Source organism: Clostridium sp. chh4-2 (genome assembly GCF_002899675.1).
GTDB lineage: Bacteria > Bacillota > Clostridia > Lachnospirales > Lachnospiraceae > CHH4-2.
The window spans coordinates 164,501-180,777 of record NZ_PKUU01000006.1 but is presented as its reverse complement, the minus strand read 5'-3'; the positions used below and the strand labels follow the sequence as shown (position 1 = coordinate 180,777).

Annotated in this window: 16 protein-coding genes, 1 pseudogene and 1 riboswitch; all 17 genes and pseudogenes read left to right on the top strand. The window is 47.4% G+C overall.

Going from position 1 to position 16,277, the window contains the following annotated elements:
* Positions 1 to 7: 7 nt before the first annotated feature.
* On the top strand, positions 8 to 364 hold the full coding sequence (locus C0033_RS08470) for a hypothetical protein (RefSeq protein WP_146043750.1): 357 nt from the start codon (positions 8 to 10) through the stop codon (positions 362 to 364).
* Positions 365 to 606: 242 nt separating this feature from the next.
* Entirely contained in the window at positions 607 to 1,008 is a 402-nt protein-coding gene (locus C0033_RS08465; RefSeq protein WP_103227416.1) for a helix-turn-helix transcriptional regulator, read from the top strand.
* 251 nt (positions 1,009 to 1,259) lie between these two features.
* Positions 1,260 to 1,481: pseudogene (locus tag C0033_RS08460) on the top strand (phosphotransferase); the annotation flags it as partial.
* Positions 1,482 to 1,843: 362 nt separating this feature from the next.
* Positions 1,844 to 3,763, top strand: coding sequence for a tetracycline resistance ribosomal protection protein Tet(32) (gene tet(32) / locus C0033_RS08455; RefSeq protein WP_002602099.1), 1,920 nt, complete (start codon positions 1,844 to 1,846; stop codon positions 3,761 to 3,763).
* An 81-nt stretch (positions 3,764 to 3,844) separates the two neighbouring features.
* On the top strand, positions 3,845 to 4,189 hold the full coding sequence (locus tag C0033_RS08450) for a helix-turn-helix transcriptional regulator (RefSeq protein WP_002602098.1): 345 nt from the start codon (positions 3,845 to 3,847) through the stop codon (positions 4,187 to 4,189).
* A 323-nt stretch (positions 4,190 to 4,512) separates the two neighbouring features.
* Positions 4,513 to 5,280 (top strand): class I SAM-dependent methyltransferase, encoded by a 768-nt coding sequence (locus C0033_RS08445; RefSeq protein WP_002602097.1) that lies wholly within the window; start codon positions 4,513 to 4,515, stop codon positions 5,278 to 5,280.
* Positions 5,281 to 5,484: 204 nt separating this feature from the next.
* Positions 5,485 to 5,931 (top strand): sigma-70 family RNA polymerase sigma factor, encoded by a 447-nt coding sequence (locus C0033_RS08440; protein WP_002602096.1) that lies wholly within the window; start codon positions 5,485 to 5,487, stop codon positions 5,929 to 5,931.
* Positions 5,921 to 6,124 (top strand): helix-turn-helix domain-containing protein, encoded by a 204-nt coding sequence (locus tag C0033_RS08435; RefSeq protein WP_002602095.1) that lies wholly within the window; start codon positions 5,921 to 5,923, stop codon positions 6,122 to 6,124. Before C0033_RS08440 ends, C0033_RS08435 begins: the two co-directional genes overlap by 11 nt.
* Before the next feature lie 533 nt (positions 6,125 to 6,657).
* Positions 6,658 to 7,056 carry a plasmid mobilization relaxosome protein MobC gene (locus C0033_RS08430; protein WP_002602094.1) on the top strand — a complete coding sequence of 133 codons (399 nt, stop codon included), beginning with the start codon at positions 6,658 to 6,660 and terminating at the stop codon, positions 7,054 to 7,056.
* Complete coding sequence (locus C0033_RS08425; protein ID WP_002602093.1) at positions 7,028 to 8,650, top strand: relaxase/mobilization nuclease domain-containing protein; 1,623 nt, start codon at positions 7,028 to 7,030, stop codon at positions 8,648 to 8,650. The genes C0033_RS08430 and C0033_RS08425 overlap by 29 nt, the downstream gene beginning before the upstream one ends.
* A 186-nt stretch (positions 8,651 to 8,836) precedes the next feature.
* Positions 8,837 to 9,028 (top strand): hypothetical protein, encoded by a 192-nt coding sequence (locus tag C0033_RS08415; protein WP_006058351.1) that lies wholly within the window; start codon positions 8,837 to 8,839, stop codon positions 9,026 to 9,028.
* Entirely contained in the window at positions 9,018 to 9,776 is a 759-nt protein-coding gene (locus tag C0033_RS08410) for a phage replisome organizer N-terminal domain-containing protein (RefSeq protein ID WP_002605636.1), read from the top strand. The genes C0033_RS08415 and C0033_RS08410 overlap by 11 nt, the downstream gene beginning before the upstream one ends.
* Positions 9,773 to 10,630 carry an ATP-binding protein gene (locus tag C0033_RS08405; RefSeq protein WP_002605635.1) on the top strand — a complete coding sequence of 286 codons (858 nt, stop codon included), beginning with the start codon at positions 9,773 to 9,775 and terminating at the stop codon, positions 10,628 to 10,630. Before C0033_RS08410 ends, C0033_RS08405 begins: the two co-directional genes overlap by 4 nt.
* Positions 10,627 to 10,809, top strand: coding sequence for a transposon-encoded TnpW family protein (locus C0033_RS08400; protein WP_002605634.1), 183 nt, complete (start codon positions 10,627 to 10,629; stop codon positions 10,807 to 10,809). The genes C0033_RS08405 and C0033_RS08400 overlap by 4 nt, the downstream gene beginning before the upstream one ends.
* 100 nt (positions 10,810 to 10,909) lie before the next feature.
* Entirely contained in the window at positions 10,910 to 12,520 is a 1,611-nt protein-coding gene (locus C0033_RS08395; RefSeq protein ID WP_002605633.1) for a recombinase family protein, read from the top strand.
* A 21-nt stretch (positions 12,521 to 12,541) separates the two neighbouring features.
* Entirely contained in the window at positions 12,542 to 13,993 is a 1,452-nt protein-coding gene (locus C0033_RS08390; RefSeq protein WP_103227415.1) for a helix-turn-helix domain-containing protein, read from the top strand.
* Between the two features lie 307 nt (positions 13,994 to 14,300).
* Positions 14,301 to 14,376: riboswitch (cyclic di-GMP riboswitch) on the top strand.
* Between the two features lie 148 nt (positions 14,377 to 14,524).
* The gene (locus C0033_RS08385; protein WP_103227414.1) at positions 14,525 to 16,258 is read left to right on the top strand and encodes a phage tail sheath subtilisin-like domain-containing protein; all 1,734 of its coding nucleotides are present in this window, start codon (positions 14,525 to 14,527) and stop codon (positions 16,256 to 16,258) included.
* Positions 16,259 to 16,277: the final 19 nt, after the last annotated feature.

Sequence of the window (16,277 nt, the reverse complement as noted above, 5' to 3'; positions counted from 1 at the left end):
GAAGAAAATGAAGAAGAATAAGCTGGAGATTGCACTGGATTTAAGCTACATGCACTGCGGTGTGACGGATGACAAATATGAAAGACCGATAAATCCGCTGCTTTTGCTAGCTGTAGATGTGCAGGCTGATATGATTATCGATATGCATATAATGGATATTGATGAGAATGAAGTGGACGCGGTTTTGAATTTCTTTATTCCATTTGTGATGGAGCATGGGCGCATGAAAACGGTTTATGCGAGAAATCCGTGGATTTTTGCGGCACTGAGTGATATCTGTGAATTCTGCGGAATTAATTTGGTAGGCGATGAACTGGAGGGAGTGGATGAGATACTGGAAGATGTGATGAGTATGATGAGGTAAAGGGGAGTTTATGGCATTGAATGAGATAATAAAAAGTATAAACTGAAGTACCGCTGATAATATCATCACCGACAATCCAGTTTATGCAAGGCGGATTATTCGGAGTAACTGATAAAAGATTAAGACTTCAACCGGCAGATGTATATTGACGGAGGGAGTCTTAATCTTATTTTTGTGAATAGAATGTAAATGCTTGGATTTCGGGCGGCAGCACCGTTAAAAAGTCTTAAAAAACATTGAAAATGATATATAATGATGTCAAAATAAATATAAGAAGGGGCAGCTGGTATGAATGGCACGGCAGAACGTATATTAAATTAAGAAAATATCTGGGCTTGACACAGGCCGAATTTTCTTTCCCCTTGGGAATCAAAAACTCATTATTATCTAAACTGGAGCGGGGGAATCTGGAATTGGATGAAGCAAAGGCAAAACGCATTGCCGAATTTTACGGCGTCAGCATTTCATGGATTCAGAACGGTGAGGAACCTATGTTTCAGGAACCGGCAGATAAAAAACAGATTAAAGAGCAGATTTTGGACAGTATCCAAAGCTTTCAGGAATGGATTTCAGACTGTCCGCGTCAGAGCCTGCCGGGATACGGGGAGCGTTTGATGTCAGTGAGGAATGCTCATGTACGGTAAGGAAGCAAGCAACCGAAAACAAGAGATAGACCGCCAGCACTACACTATTCCGAACCAAAGACCAAAAGATAAGCATTGTGGGAAAATCTAAACTTTTGGATTTTCCTACAATGCCGACTACGGCGGAATCCTTCCCACTCCTTATATCTTTATTTCCGTATACATTGAATTTGTATTTAGTAAATGCTATAATGTCCCTATTCAAATTATAAATGTGTTGAATTAGTTACATGTACATATTTTTTGTGCCGCATAAATACCCTGTTGAGGTTGTCGTTCTTTGTCCAGATGTGGAAACAATAAAAGGAAGGGAACGATACAGGGAGAAAACAGGCTATTCCGGCTTTACGGTTGAAACCTTATACGATACATTTATGCAGACAACACCACGGATCGGCTTTTGGCTGGACAATTCCAACCAAACACCACAGCAGACAGCAGAAACCATTCTGAACGCCAGAAAGTCGGTATGATTGTTACATATAAGGGGAAGAAAAATTTCTTTTAGGTACTTTCTTTCCTAAAACTAATGTGATATAATAGCATCATTCCAAAAAAGGAGTAAAAAATATGCGGCAAGGTATTCTTAAATAAAACTATAATCAAATAGTGGGAACAAAGGATTATGATAGTCCCTTTTGTGGGGGCTTGGTTTTTTGTACCCAATTTAAGAATACTTTTGCCTTATCAATTTTGACATATCCGAAAAACAGCAATCACAAACAGGTGTATGCTGTATATGTGTATGTCCGCAAATTATAATCCCCAGTGGTAAAAGTATTTTACTGCTGGGGATTTTTATGCCCTTTTGGGGCTGTAAAAGGAGGACAATCACATGAAAATAATCAATATTGGAATTCTCGCCCATGTAGACGCAGGAAAAACAACATTGACGGAAAGCCTGCTGTACACCAGTGGAGCGATTGCGGAACAAGGAAACGTGGATAAAGGAACTACAAGAACAGACACTATGATTTTGGAACGGCAGCGCGGAATTACCATTCAGACAGCGGTTACTTCTTTTTGCTGGAATGATTATAAAATCAATATCGTGGACACTCCCGGTCATATGGATTTTTTAACCGAAGCATACCGCTCTTTATCTGTCCTTGACGGAGCTGTTTTAGTCATTTCGGCAAAAGACGGCGTACAGGCACAAACCCGTATATTATTCCATGCGCTTCAGAAAATGGACATTCCGACAATTATCTTTATAAATAAGATAGACCAAAATGGGATCGACCTGCGGCGTGTTTACCAAAGCATTAAAGATAAACTTACCAGTGATATGATTGTCATGCAGGAGGTTTCCCTGTCGCCAAAGATAACCATGACCGATATTTCTGATTTGGACAAATGGGATATGATTATTTCCGGAAGCGATGAACTATTAGAACGATATGTTGCAGAGGATTCTTTGGATATACAGGAATTACAATATGAAAAGTGCAAAAGAACCAGATGCTGCTCTTTGTTTCCTGTTTATCATGGGAGTGCAAAAGACAATTTAGGAACAGAAAAACTGATTGAAGCGATTACAGAAACTTTCATTACAGAAACAGACGATATTCAGTCTGAATTATGTGGATATGTTTTTAAGGTTGAGTATACAGAGCGGAAAAAACGGCTTTCTTATTTACGCCTGTATCATGGGACGCTCCATTTACGGGATACCCTGCTGCTGTCAAAAAAGGAAAAAATAAAGATTACAGAAATGTGTATTCCGTCAAATGGTGAAATCGTCCCGGTTGACCATGCCTGTCCGGGAGAAATTGTTATTTTAGCTGATGATACTTTGAAACTGAACGACATTCTGGGAAATGAAAAACTCCTGCCTCACAAAACACGGATTGATAATCCCATGCCATTACTTCGGACAACGGTAGAGCCGCAAAAGCCGGAGCAAAGGGAAGCCCTGTTAAATGCCCTCACAGAGATTGCTGATACAGACCCTCTTTTGCATTTTGACATTGATACTGTTACACATGAGATTATATTATCTTTTTTGGGAAAAGTACAGTTAGAAGTTATTTGTTCGCTATTAGAAGAAAAATATCATGTGGGCGTGGCTATGAAAGAGCCTTCGGTTATTTATCTGGAAAGACCGCAAAAAAAAGCGAGCTACACGATTCATATTGAAGTGCCGCCGAATCCGTTTTGGGCATCTATTGGTTTGACTGTAACACCGCTTCCTGTTGGAAGCGGAACACAATATAAAAGCGAGGTATCTCTCGGCTATTTAAACCAAAGTTTTCAAAATGCCGTCATGGAGGGTGTGCGTTATGGAATGGAGCAGGGCTTATATGGCTGGGGAGTGACAGACTGCCAAATTTGTTTTGATTATGGAGTTTATTACAGCCCGGTCAGCACCCCCGCTGATTTTCGTTTTCTTGCGCCTGTCGTGTTGGAGCAGGCATTGAAAAAAGCAGGAACACAACTGTTGGAACCATACCTTTCCTTTACCCTTTTTGCACCGCAGGAATATCTTTCACGGGCTTATAATGACGCACCAAAGTATTGCGCAATCATTGAATCAACCAGACTTGAAAAAGATGAAGTTATTTTTAAGGGGGAAATCCCTGCCCGTTGTATTGGTGAATATAGAAATGATTTGAATTTTTATACAAATGGAAGAAGTGTCTGCATTACAGAATTAAAAGGGTATCAGGAAACTTCCGGCGAGCCTGTGTTTCAGCCACGCCGCCCGAACAGCCGTTTAGACAAGATCCGGCATATGTTTCAGAAGATAATGTAACATCTTGCGCAATGCAAACGTTCATTGCTGGCTATTGCGAAATATCATTGATAAAATCAGCATCAGAGAGGAGGAACCATTTTGAACCAGAAACAGACGGATATTACAACAGGAAAGCAAATACGTCATCTGCGAACACAATCGGGAATGACACAGGAAGAACTGGCTGGGAAATTGAATGTTACCCGGCAGGCGCTATCGAATTGGGAGAGAGATGTTAATGAACCCGATTTAAATACGTTGAAAAAAATTTGTTTTCTTTTTGGAGTCCACATGGACGATTTTGCGAAGGAGGTAATAACAAAAATGGAAACATGTGAAAAAAAGAGAAACGACAATTTAATAAGTATGATATGGCAATTGGACTTTTTTATGGTGTCGGGATATTTCTTGGCATTGGTATTTTCTTTGTTGGCGGTTTTATGACAATGTCGGGTGCAGGGTGGGGAGCATCACTATTTGGCGGTGGCTGTTTTTCTCTTGTATTTGGCTTGATATGCCATGCAGTTATTACATTGAGAAGAAATGACAAATGATGACATATCCTGCTTTCTAGTCTTTTCGGTCATATCGCGTAAAAAAGCCGCTGCTTTTGGCTTTCCAATAGCGGCGGCAAAGGGAAATATCCTTTGAATACCTTACAGAAGAAAAGTTTTGCAGCATTATAAAAATAAAAGCCTATACCATTTTGGAAAGAAAAGATACATAATAGTCAAGACGGCAACAATCAGAAGTTATGGAGGGTAACAATGGAATATAGTAAGGAAGATTTAATGGAAGCAAAAAGGCAAATTTTGGGAGTGGGAGAGAACATGGGAACAGAGGAAAGCAAAAAGATCTGGGAGAAAAACGCACAATTTTGGGATGATGCAATGGGTGACGAATCCAATGAATTTCACAGAGAGGTAGTACGTCCCAAAGTAACGGAACTTCTCTCTCCTGATCCTTCGGATTACATTTTGGATATTGCGTGCGGCAATGGAAATTATTCTTCGTATCTTGCACAGAGAGGCGCTTCGGTCGTCGCTTTTGATTACAGCAAAAAAATGATAGAATTGGCTAAAAGACGGCGATCACAATATGCAAAACAAATTGAGTTTTGCGTAGCGGATGCGACCAATAGAGAAAGCTTATTAGGATTAAAAAGAAATCGAGCCTTTACGAAAGCAGTTTCTAATATGGCAATTATGGATATTACGGATATTGAACCGCTTTTTATGGCTGTTTATGAACTATTGGAGGAAAACGGGATTTTTGTCTTTGCAACGCAGCACCCTTGTTTTATCACATTGACTGAAAAATATATGACACCGCACAGTTACTATGATATAGCGATCGAAGGGCAGCCGGAGGAGCAGATTTATTATCATCGTTCCATACAAGATATTTTTAACCTTTGTTTCAGAGCTGGATTTGTCATTGATGGATTTTATGAAGAATGTTTCAAAAACAATAAAGAAATTCCTATGGTAATGATAGTAAGGCTTAAAAAGGTAAAACGTGATAGCTTAAAATAAATTCAAGTTTGCCGGATAAATAGCAAACCCGGCCGAGCCAGTCAACGGTCAAGATGAACGGGCTTCGCCCGCCGTTGACAGCCCCGCCCGGTTTTGCAGTTAGGCAGTCAAGGAGCGACAGCCTAAAGTGCTGCCGCCCCTTACTATCATAAAAAGCAACTACTAACCAGCCACAGCCCTTTTGGGAGGAAAGGGGGATTTTCCATGACCTGTACAGAAGAATATCGGGAACATATCGAGTACACTTTCCATGCCTTTTGCAAAGTCGTTATCCGAAATGCAACGATCAACGCAGCGAGGACACGGAGCAGGAAGCACAAAAGAGAAATATCCCTTGAATACCTCACAGACGAAAAGCACTACCCTTTAGGCACGACAGATGAATATTTCCAAGCCCCGGAGCCGGACGAGGAATACATACTTACCCTTTGCGGCGATACGGTCATTTTCAGCAGCGGTTTACTTGCGGAAGCCCTGTCACGGCTGGACGAACGGGAGCGGGAAATGATTTACCTGTCCTTTTTCAAGCGTATTCCACAGCACGAAATTGGCAGACAGTACGGGCGCAGCCGCAGCACAGCGGGCTACCATATCCGAAAAGCCCTACGGCAGCTCCAAGCGGAAATGGAGGGAATGGCATATGAGAAATAATAGGCTTCTCCCCTATGAAACAATCGTCCAAGCCGCCAGCGGGGAGCCGGAAGCGGTGGGAACTGTATTGCAGTATTACCGCCGCCGCATACAATGTGCCGCCCGTGTGAATGGACGGGTAGACCAAGATACAGAGGACTACATCACCCAGACGCTTCTCACAGCTATTTTCAAGTTCCGCTTTGGGAGATAGCCCTACCGCCTACAACTGAATAACCGCCGCTTCGCCGGCAACCAGAAAGCAGTAAATCTATTCAACAGATTTGCTGCTTTTTTTCGTTCCTGTTTGGCATTTTTGAAAATCCCCAGTATGAAAAAACAAAAGGGAAAATAGCCGCCGCAGTTGGCAAAATCCCTTACTTATCCGTAGAGGGTATCAAAGAAAAAAATACTGCCATTGTCCGCCTATTCCGGCTTGCGTGGTGTTGTAGGGAATAGAGGGGAAATTCTAAAAATCTCCGTCCATTTTGCTTTGCGTGGTGTTGTAGGTAGTGAAAGGAAAATTTTCAAGATAAGCCGGAATAGCGGGTAGCAAAGCCCTTTTGAAACGTTTTGTTAGCGGAAAGGACGGGAGCCGGGGAACGCCGGAGTTTTTCAGAGCAAGATTCTACCGAGGTGCCAAAATTCGCTCTCCGCTTATTTTTGCCCCTGCGGGAATCTTGTTGGGGAGTGCCTTCCCCAAACCCTGCTATGCGCCCTGTCGGGCGAGAAAGGAGGTCACAGACCATGCGAAAGAAATACAATACGCCCCACCGCCGTCATGTGGTAAAGACCCGCATGACCGATGAAGAATACGCCGACTTCACCGGGCGGCTGGCGGCTTATGAAATCAGCCAGTCCGAGTTTATCCGGCAAGCCATACGGAAAGCGACCATACGCCCCATTGTCACCGTTTCCCCGGTCAATGACGGGCTGCTTGCCGCCCTCTCCAAGCTCACGGCAGAGTACGGGAAAATCGGCGGCAACTTAAACCAGATTGCCCGGAGCCTGAACGAATACGGAAGCCCCTACCGGGGGCTGGAAAAGGAAGTGCGGGGAGCCGCCGCCGACCTTGCCGCCTTGAAGTTTGAAGTCTTGCAGAAAGTAGGTGAAGCCGTTGGCGATACTCAAACATATCAGCTCTAAAAATGCCAACTACGGGGACGCTGAAAAATACCTCACATTCGAGCATGACGAGTTTACCATGAAGCCCACCCTTGACGCAGACGGGCGGCTCATACCGAGGGTAGACTACCGCATATCCTCTCTGAATTGTGGCGGGGAGGATTTTGCCGTTGCCTGTATGCGCTCCAATCTCCGCTACGGCAAGAACCAGAAACGGGAGGACGTAAAGAGCCACCACTACATCATCAGCTTTGACCCACGGGACGGCCCGGACAACGGCTTGACCGTTGATCGGGCGCAGGAGCTGGGCGAGAAGTTCTGCGCCGAGCATTTCCCCGGACACCAGGCCCTTGTCTGCACCCACCCGGACGGACACAGCCACACCGAAAATATCCATGTGCATATCGTCATTAACAGTCTGCGGATTGCGGAGGTTCCCATGCTGCCCCACATGGACAGGCCAGCGGACAGGAAAGCAGGCTGCAAGCACCGCTGTACGGACGCAGCTATGAACTATCTGAAAGCCGAAGTCATGGAGATGTGCCACAGCGAGGGGCTTTACCAGATAGACCTTTTGAACGGCAGCAAAGAACGCATTACCGAGCGTGAGTATTGGGCGCAGAAGAAAGGACAGGCTGCCCTTGACAGAGCCAACGCCCCTATTGCTGCGGACGGTATCGCGCCCCGGCAGACCAAGTTTGAAACGGATAAGGCGAAGCTGCGCCGGACTATCCGGGAAGCCCTTGCCGCTGCTTCCGGCTTTGATGAGTTTGCCGCCCTGCTTCTCCGGCATGGTGTGACCGTCAAGGAGAGCCGGGGGCGGCTAAGTTACCTCACGCCGGACAGGACGAAGCCAATTACCGCCCGGAAGCTGGGGGACGATTTTGACCGGGCTGCTGTCCTCTCCGTTTTGGAGCAGAACGCCGCCAGAGCCGCCGAAAAACCCGCAGCCATAGCGGAATACCCCGGCAGTATCAAAGACCGCTTACGGACGAAAAAAGAAGCGAAAAACGCCCCGAACAATGACGCTGTACAGCGCATGGTAGACATAGCCGCCAAGCGAGCCGAGGGGAAAGGACGGGGCTATGAGAAGTGGGCGACCATGCACAACCTCAAACAGATGTCGGCTACCCTCATGCTCTACCAGCAGTATGGCTTTTCTTCCCCGGACGAGCTGGACGCTGCCATTTCCGCAGCCAACACCGCCACGCAGGAGAGCCTTGCCGGACTGAAAGGGCTGGAAGCCGCTATCCGGGAGAAAAAGGAATTGCAGCGCAACCTTTTGGGCTATATCGGCACGAAGCCCGCCCGTGACGGTCTGAAAGCGCAGAAATCGGAGAAAGCCCGGAGAGCCTACCGGGAACAGCACGAAAGCGATTTTATCATAGCGGACACAGCCGCCCGTTATTTCCGGGAGCATGGAATAACCAAGCTGCCAGCCAGCAAAGCCCTGCAAAGGGAGATTGAGCAGCTTACCGTCCAGAAGAACGCCGGATATAACGACTACCGGGAGAAACGCCAGCGGGCGCAGGAGCTTCAGACAGTCAGACGCAATATCGACCAGATTTTAAGGGGCGCACCGAGCCAGCAGAAAAAGCGTGAACAGGAGCGTTAAAGACCGCCCCGAAATGATACCGAAACCCTACAAAAATACAGGTATGATATGAACCCTTACCGCAATACTCCCCGACTTCCAAACGGGGCTTACAGGGCAGAAAAAGCCCGAAAATGATACCGAGAACATACAGAAAATGCCCCCTATCCCGCTACACCGATAGGAACGGCAGAAAGGAGCTTACCATTGCCGAGAATGAGCAAGAAGCGGCGGCTGGAATGGTCTTTCTTCCTCAACCACCGCAACCGTATCACTTACAACGACCTATGCCGGGGCTGCACCCGTGACTGCAAACAGAGCTTCCGGGCGGTTATCATACTATGCCCTCGCTATTATTCCAAACGCTGGAAAAAGGAGGACGCAGCCTATGGCAGATAACCGCAAATATTACTACCTCAAGCTGAAAGAGAGCTATTTTGACGATGATGCAATCGTTCTGCTGGAAAGTATGCAGGACGGCGTTATCTATTCCAACATTCTCTTGAAGCTGTACTTGAAATCGCTGAAAAACGGCGGGAAATTGCAGCTTGACGAGAATATCCCCTACACCGCCCAGATGATTGCGACCATTACCCGCCAGCAGGTAGGTACCGTAGAGAGAGCTTTGAAAATCTTTATGAAGCTGGGGCTTGTGGAGCCTTTGCCAAGCGGCGCACTCTACATGAGCAACATTGAGCTTTTAATCGGCCAGTCCTCTACCGAGGGGGAGCGCAAGCGCAGGGCGCGGCTGGCTTTGCAGGAACAAAAAGCCCTGCCGCAGACAGGGGCGGACAAATGTCCACCATATCGAGCGGACATTTGTCCACCAGAGATAGAGATAGAGAAAGAGATAGATATAGAAATAGAAAAAGAGAGAGAGTTAGAAACGGGACACCCCGCCCCCGCCGCCTATGGCAGATACCACAATGTCATTCTTTCCGATACGGAGCTTGACGGGCTGAAAACAGAGCTTCCCGGCAAGTGGGAGTATTACATTGACCGCCTATCCTGCCATATCGCTTCCAGCGGGAGGAAATACAAGAGCCATGCAGCCACGATTTTCAAGTGGGCGCAGGAGGACGCAGCCAAGAAAGCCCCGAAAAAGGGCATACCCGATTATACCTGTAAGGAGGGCGAGAGCTTATGACGAATGGATTTGATGAAATGATTTTGAATATGACCGACACCACGCCGGAGCCGGAGGACTACACCGGCGAGGACGGGCTTTTATACTGCGGGAAGTGCCACAAGCCCAAAGAGGGCTATTTCCCCAAAGAAACCGCCGCATGGCTGGGGCGTGACCGCCACCCGGCAGAATGTGACTGCCAGCGGGCAGAGCGTGAGGAACGGGAAGCCGCAGAGAAACAGCGCAGTCACCTTGAAACTGTCGAGCGGTTGAAGCGGCGGGGCTTTACAGACCCGGCTATGCAGGGCTGGACGTTTGAGAACGACAACGGCAAGTGCCCGCAAATGGAACACGCCCATTTCTATGTGGAGAACTGGGAAACCATGAAAGAGCGCAACATTGGCTATCTGCTATGGGGCGGCGTTGGCACAGGCAAGAGCTATTTTGCGGGCTGTATCGCAAATGCCCTTATGGAGCGTGAAATCCCCGTGTGCATGACAAACTTTGCATTGATATTGGGTGACCTTGCCGCCAGCTTTGAGGGCAGGAATGAATATATCTCCCGACTTTGCAGCTTCCCGCTGCTTATCCTTGACGATTTTGGAATGGAACGGGGAACGGAATACGGCTTAGAGCAGGTCTACAACGTGATTGACAGCCGTTACCGCAGCGGCAGGCCGCTGATCGTCACGACTAATCTCACGCTGGAGGACTTGCAGCACCCGGAGGACACCGCCCACGCCCGCATTTATGACCGTCTGATTGAAATGTGTTCTCCTGTCCGCTTTACCGGGAGCAACTTCCGAAAAGCCACGGCGCAGGAGAAAATGGGACAACTGAAAAAGCTGATGAACAGAAAGGAGAGCCGCCTATGACCAACACCCCAAAGAATGACCGCAGCACCCGCCGCCCGGATTGCGTGACGGAAATCCGCATAGGTAATTCTGTCCTTGTCGTTTCCGGCTATTTCAAGCAGGACACCACCGCCACCGCCGCCGATAAAATGCTGAAAGTGCTGGAAGCGGAAGCTGCTACACAAAAATCGGCAATTTGACGGGACGTAAAGAAGCAGAAAGGACTGTACAGCCAGCCCCGGCGTGTGGTATGATAGTCATACGGAATAGTGGGGCTGGCTGTCGGAAATGGAGGACACTATGTTAAGACAGACCACCCGAAACCTTATTACCGCCCTTTATCCGAGATTATCCCACGAGGACGAGCTGCAAGGTGAGAGCAATTCTATTTCAAACCAGAAGCGTATTCTTGAAACCTATGCGAAGCAGAACGGCTTTTCCAATCTGCAATGGTACACAGATGACGGTTATTCTGGGGCGAACTTCCAAAGACCCGGTTTTCAAGCCATGCTTGCGGACATTGAAGCCGGAAAAGTCGGCACCGTTATCGTCAAGGATATGTCACGGTTAGGGCGAAACTATCTGCAAGTGGGAATGTATACGGAAATGATTTTCCCACAGAAAGGCGTCCGCTTTATCGCTATCAATGACGGAGTGGACAGCGCACAGGGCGACAATGATTTTGCCCCTCTGCGGAACATTTTTAACGAATGGCTGGTGAGAGATACGAGCAAGAAAATCAAAGCAGTAAAACGGTCTAAGGGTATGAGCGGGAAGCCCGTCACGAGCAAACCCGTATACGGCTACTTTATGGACGAGGACGAAAATTTTATCATTGACGGGGAAGCCGCCCCTGTTGTGCGGCAGATTTACAGCTTGTGCCTTGCCGGGAACGGGCCGACCAAGATAGCCCGTATGCTCACAGAGCAGGAGATCCCCACGCCGGGAACGCTGGAATACCGTCGGACGGGAAGCACCCGCCGCTACCACCCCGGCTATGAGTGCAAGTGGGCGACCAATACCGTGGTACATATCCTTGAAAACAGGGAGTACACGGGCTGTCTGGTAAACTTCAAGACGGAGAAGCCGTCCTACAAGACCAAGCACAGCGTAGAGAACCCCATTGAGAAACAGGCGATTTTCGAGAACCACCATGAGCCTATCATTGACACCCAGATGTGGGAGCGTGTGCAGGAGTTACGCAAGCAGCGCAAACGCCCGAACCGCTATGATGAAGTGGGCTTATTCTCCGGCATACTCTTTTGTGCCGACTGCGGCAGCGTCCTTTACCAGCAGCGTTACCAGAACGCCACCCGCAAGCAGGATTGTTATATCTGCGGGAGCTACAAGAAGCGTACCCGTGACTGTACGGCGCACTTTATCCGCACCGACCTGTTGACCGCCGGAGTGACCGACAATCTGCGGAAAGTCACCAGCTATGCAGCGAAGCACGAAGCCCGGTTTATGAAGCTGCTGATCGAGCAGAACGAGGACGGGGGCAAGCGCAGGAACGCCGCAAGGAAAAAGGAGCTGGAAGCCGCCGAGAAGCGTATCAGCGAGTTATCCGCTATCTTCAAGCGGCTGTATGAGGACAGCGTGACCGGGCGCATTTCAGACGAGCGTTTCACGGAGCTGTCGGCAGACTATGAAGCCGAGCAGAAAGAACTGAAAGAGAGAGCCGCCGCTATCCGGGCAGAGCTTTCCAAAGCGCAGGAAGCCACGGTAAACGCAGAAAAGTTTATGAATGTTGTCCGCAAGTACACCAGCTTTGAAGAACTTACCCCTACCCTTTTGCGTGAGTTTGTGGAGAAAATCGTTGTGCATGAGTGCAGCTATGACGAGAACGGCACACGCAGACAGGACATTGATATTTATTACTCTTTCGTTGGCAAGGTAGACCTGCCCGAATGACCGCCCGACCTATCCGGCGCAATGCGCAAACGCCGGATAGGAACGGCAAAATTTTTTACACTTCTACTACTTCTTTATCACACATCAGCAAAGGATTCGGGATTAAAACAGGCGGAATTTGCCGACAGGACGGGGGTTAGTGTGGTTCAGCTGTCCAGGATGGAGAATGACAGGATACAGCCGGATCTCCGCTGGCTTTTCGGGGTTTGCGAGCAGTTTCATGTAAATGTCAGGTGGCTTTACCAGGGAATCGGACCTATGTATAAAAAAGAAGGGCGAAGCATGGAAACGGCTCGACGGATGCTTCACCAAAGCCTTGCTTTGACCGGGCTTTTGGAAAAATTATCACGTCTGCCGGAAGAGGAACAGCAGGAGATCATCAGACTGTGGGAGACGGGGCTGGAGCAAAAACGCAAGGAAGAGGGATGCCGCCAGGAAGAGAAGAACCTAAAGGTTTACCGCCTTCACCTGGAGCTTTATTCTGCATGGTTTCTTGCGAGTGAGCAGCGGATATTAGAGCGCTATAACGGAGGGGAGGCGATTACCCGGGATATACTGATTCCGGAGGATATGACTTTCCATGCGCTCCATTATGCGATTCAGAGGCTTTTTGGATGGAGAAACAGCCATTTGCATCAATTCTGCCTGGAAGAGGAAGATTTTGAGCGGCTGACACATGGGGGGAAATATAAAGTCTGGAAGCGGCTGGCAGGATATCTCTTCCGGGTTCCCACGGATGATCCCGGATATTTTTGGGATGATGATTACGATCAGGATGGGCCCTCCGGAGTGCGGTGGATGAAAAAGAAATATAAGGGGCCCTATTATTATGATTCTGATGTGGAAACCTTGGAATATGCCTATGATTTTATAGAAGAAACGGAAAAAACGATGAAAAAGATCGGAACCGTTACGGTGCCGGATTATTTCGAAGCGGTTTCTGAGAACACTGGAAAGCTGATGAAGCGGGAAAAAAAGGTGGATTTAGCGGATTTTGAAAATTTGCGGCTGGCAGACCTGCAAAGCGCAATTATATTTGACGGCAGCTTTAACAGGATCCGGGAGAGCCTGCCGGTGGCTTCCGTGCTGAACAGCAGGGCGGATATAGGGGAAAACAGCGGATATCCCGATGACGGGCCCGTCTGCAACTGTATCGACTATCAGTATGATTTTGGCGACGACTGGAAGGTTCTTATTGAGTTATACACCCTCAGCGCGGCGGAATCAGAAGACAGAAGAATTTTAGAGGCTGTCCAAAAGGTTCGTGCTTCCCATGCGCCGGTTTGTATTGAGGCGGTAGGCAAATCCGTTATGGACGATGTGGGAGGATACCGCGGCTATATAAGCTTTTTGGAGACGATCAACGGCTGCGGCGGATCAGATGAGGAGAAAGAACAAAGGCGCAATTACAGACTCTGGGCGGCAGGGCAGGGATGGAAAAACACAAAACCGTCTGCGGAGAAATTATTATAAGCTGAAAATTCATGCTGTTTATCCCGTCAAACATACTGCCTGTCAAGAGGACAATACAAAGTAATAAATTTTCATATCGTCAGCCCTGCTGTGGCTGGCGATATTTTATGCTGCTTTCGTATACAGGGCTTGGTAACGGGCCTTTAAGGCGCTATATTAGTGGAATTTAATAAATGCCATATAAAAAACATCTTGATAACAGAAAATCCTTATAACAACTCAGTCATTCCACCACTCCTATCAGCTATTCCCTCAAATCTATTGTCATATATTGTAAAAACAAGTATAATAATTCTGTGAAATAGACAGAAAATAATGGCGAAATCGATGAAAGTTGATGACGCAAAGCTATAGGGCCTATAAAATGGCATCCAGTTGCATGTTTAATGGAAAAATAAAAGACACTAGCTTATTGATGTAAGAATTCTTCCGTTGAAGGCTGAGTGCTATAAAAGATTCCCATTTCGGAATGTATGTGCTTACACCGCAATTCCAGATGTGAATCATAGATGAAAAAGAAAGGAGTATTATATGGCAGAATATCGATCACCCGGTGTGTATGTGGAAGAATTTGACTCCGGATCAAAACCCATGGAAGGGGTGGCGACGAGTACGGCGGGTTTTATCGGCGCAGCCCAAAAGGGACCGGTACAGGGACTTCCCCGGCTGGTTACTAATTTTTCTGATTTTAAAAGGATTTATGGAGAATATCTTTCCGCCAATGAATATGGAAATTACCGGTTTTTGCCCTATGCAGTGGAACATTTTTTTATTAATGGAGGTTCCAGGTGTTTTGTGATGCGTGTGGCGCCTCAGGATGCCTCCTGTGCGGTTTGCGCGGTTCCGGCAGGAGAGAATGCAGTGATCCGCATAACGGCGAAAAATCCCGGGCTGTGGGGGAATAATATAAAGGTCATCATTTCTCCGTCCAGTAAGGCGAAAACTCAGATTTATGAAGTGTTGGATACGGAACAGGAAAAACGGTATTCTGTGAAAAACAGCGCAGGATTTTTTGAGGGCGACGTGGTGTGTTTTAAGGACCGCGACAGTGTCTCTTATAACCGGGTGGTGAAAAATCAGGATAATTTCCTCACATTTGAGCGTGAGTTTGAAGGAGATGTGACGGACAAGAATCTTCTGCCGGAGAAATACATAACCACCTGTGAATTTAATATGGAGGTCCGCTATGAGGACTATATGGAAAATTATGAGAATTTGTCCTTTAACATAGGCAGTCCCCACCATGTAGAAAAAAAGCTTGCCAAGTCGGATCTGATCACTGTTGCCTATACCGGTGGTGAAACAGAAACTCCGGCTCCCCCTTTTGCCCGTCTTGCAAAGGCCGGTGAGGCGGTTATCAATGCCGGATTTACAGGAGGCGGCAATGGTAATGTTCTTGGCATGACGGCGCCGGACTTTATTGGAAAGGATGAGGTATCGGGGAAGCGAAGCGGTATCCAGGCATTTATGGATAATGATGTGGTATCCATTATGGCGGTTCCCGGTGTGACCGATTCCAGTGTTCAGCTTTCGCTGACTGAGCACTGCGAAAAATTAGCCAGCAGATTTGCGGTGCTGGATGTACCTCAGGAAGCAAAAAACGTAAAGAATATTATGGCTCACAGAAATATTTTTGACAGCACTTATGCTGCTCTGTATCATCCCTGGCTGCTCGTATTTGACCCTTTGGATAAAAAGAATATTGCGGTGCCGCCGTCAGGGGCGATTATGGGAATCTATGCCAGAAGCGATAATACCAAAGGAGTACATAAGGCTCCGGCCAATGAGGTGGTACGGTCATGTATAGGATTAGACATTCAATTCGACAAGGGAGAACAGGATATCTTAAATCCCCGGGGCGTGAACCTGATCCGGACATTTCCGGGTATGGGAATTCGCGTGTGGGGAGCCAGGACTGCCGGCAGCGACGGAAGTTGGAAATATATCAATGTGCGCAGACTGTTTATCTTTATTCAGGAATCGATCAAGGCAAATACCAGCTGGGCGGAGTTTGAACCCAATGATGAAATGCTGTGGATACGTGTACAGCGAAGCATAGAGATGTTTTTGACGAACCTTTGGAGAAATGGTTCATTAGCCGGTTCTTCACCGGCTGAGGCCTTCTTTGTCAACATAGGACGCTCTACTATGACACAGGATGATATTGATAACGGGCGTCTGATCTGTGTAATCGGCGCTGCACCTGTGAAACCAGCAGAATTTGTGATCTTCAGGATCACAAAGAAGACTGGGGATGCGCAGTAAACTAGAAAGATAGGAGGCA

Coding starts and splice junctions, on each gene's coding strand:
- C0033_RS08470 (WP_146043750.1), top strand. CDS start 8: ATGAAGAAGAATAAGCTGGAGATTGCACTGGATTTAAGCTACATGCAC.
- C0033_RS08465 (WP_103227416.1), top strand. CDS start 607: ATGATATATAATGATGTCAAAATAAATATAAGAAGGGGCAGCTGGTAT.
- C0033_RS08445 (WP_002602097.1), top strand. CDS start 4,513: ATGGAATATAGTAAGGAAGATTTAATGGAAGCAAAAAGGCAAATTTTG.
- C0033_RS08440 (WP_002602096.1), top strand. CDS start 5,485: ATGACCTGTACAGAAGAATATCGGGAACATATCGAGTACACTTTCCAT.
- C0033_RS08435 (WP_002602095.1), top strand. CDS start 5,921: ATGAGAAATAATAGGCTTCTCCCCTATGAAACAATCGTCCAAGCCGCC.
- C0033_RS08430 (WP_002602094.1), top strand. CDS start 6,658: ATGCGAAAGAAATACAATACGCCCCACCGCCGTCATGTGGTAAAGACC.
- C0033_RS08410 (WP_002605636.1), top strand. CDS start 9,018: ATGGCAGATAACCGCAAATATTACTACCTCAAGCTGAAAGAGAGCTAT.
- C0033_RS08405 (WP_002605635.1), top strand. CDS start 9,773: ATGACGAATGGATTTGATGAAATGATTTTGAATATGACCGACACCACG.
- C0033_RS08400 (WP_002605634.1), top strand. CDS start 10,627: ATGACCAACACCCCAAAGAATGACCGCAGCACCCGCCGCCCGGATTGC.
- C0033_RS08395 (WP_002605633.1), top strand. CDS start 10,910: ATGTTAAGACAGACCACCCGAAACCTTATTACCGCCCTTTATCCGAGA.
- C0033_RS08390 (WP_103227415.1), top strand. CDS start 12,542: ATGCGCAAACGCCGGATAGGAACGGCAAAATTTTTTACACTTCTACTA.
- C0033_RS08385 (WP_103227414.1), top strand. CDS start 14,525: ATGGCAGAATATCGATCACCCGGTGTGTATGTGGAAGAATTTGACTCC.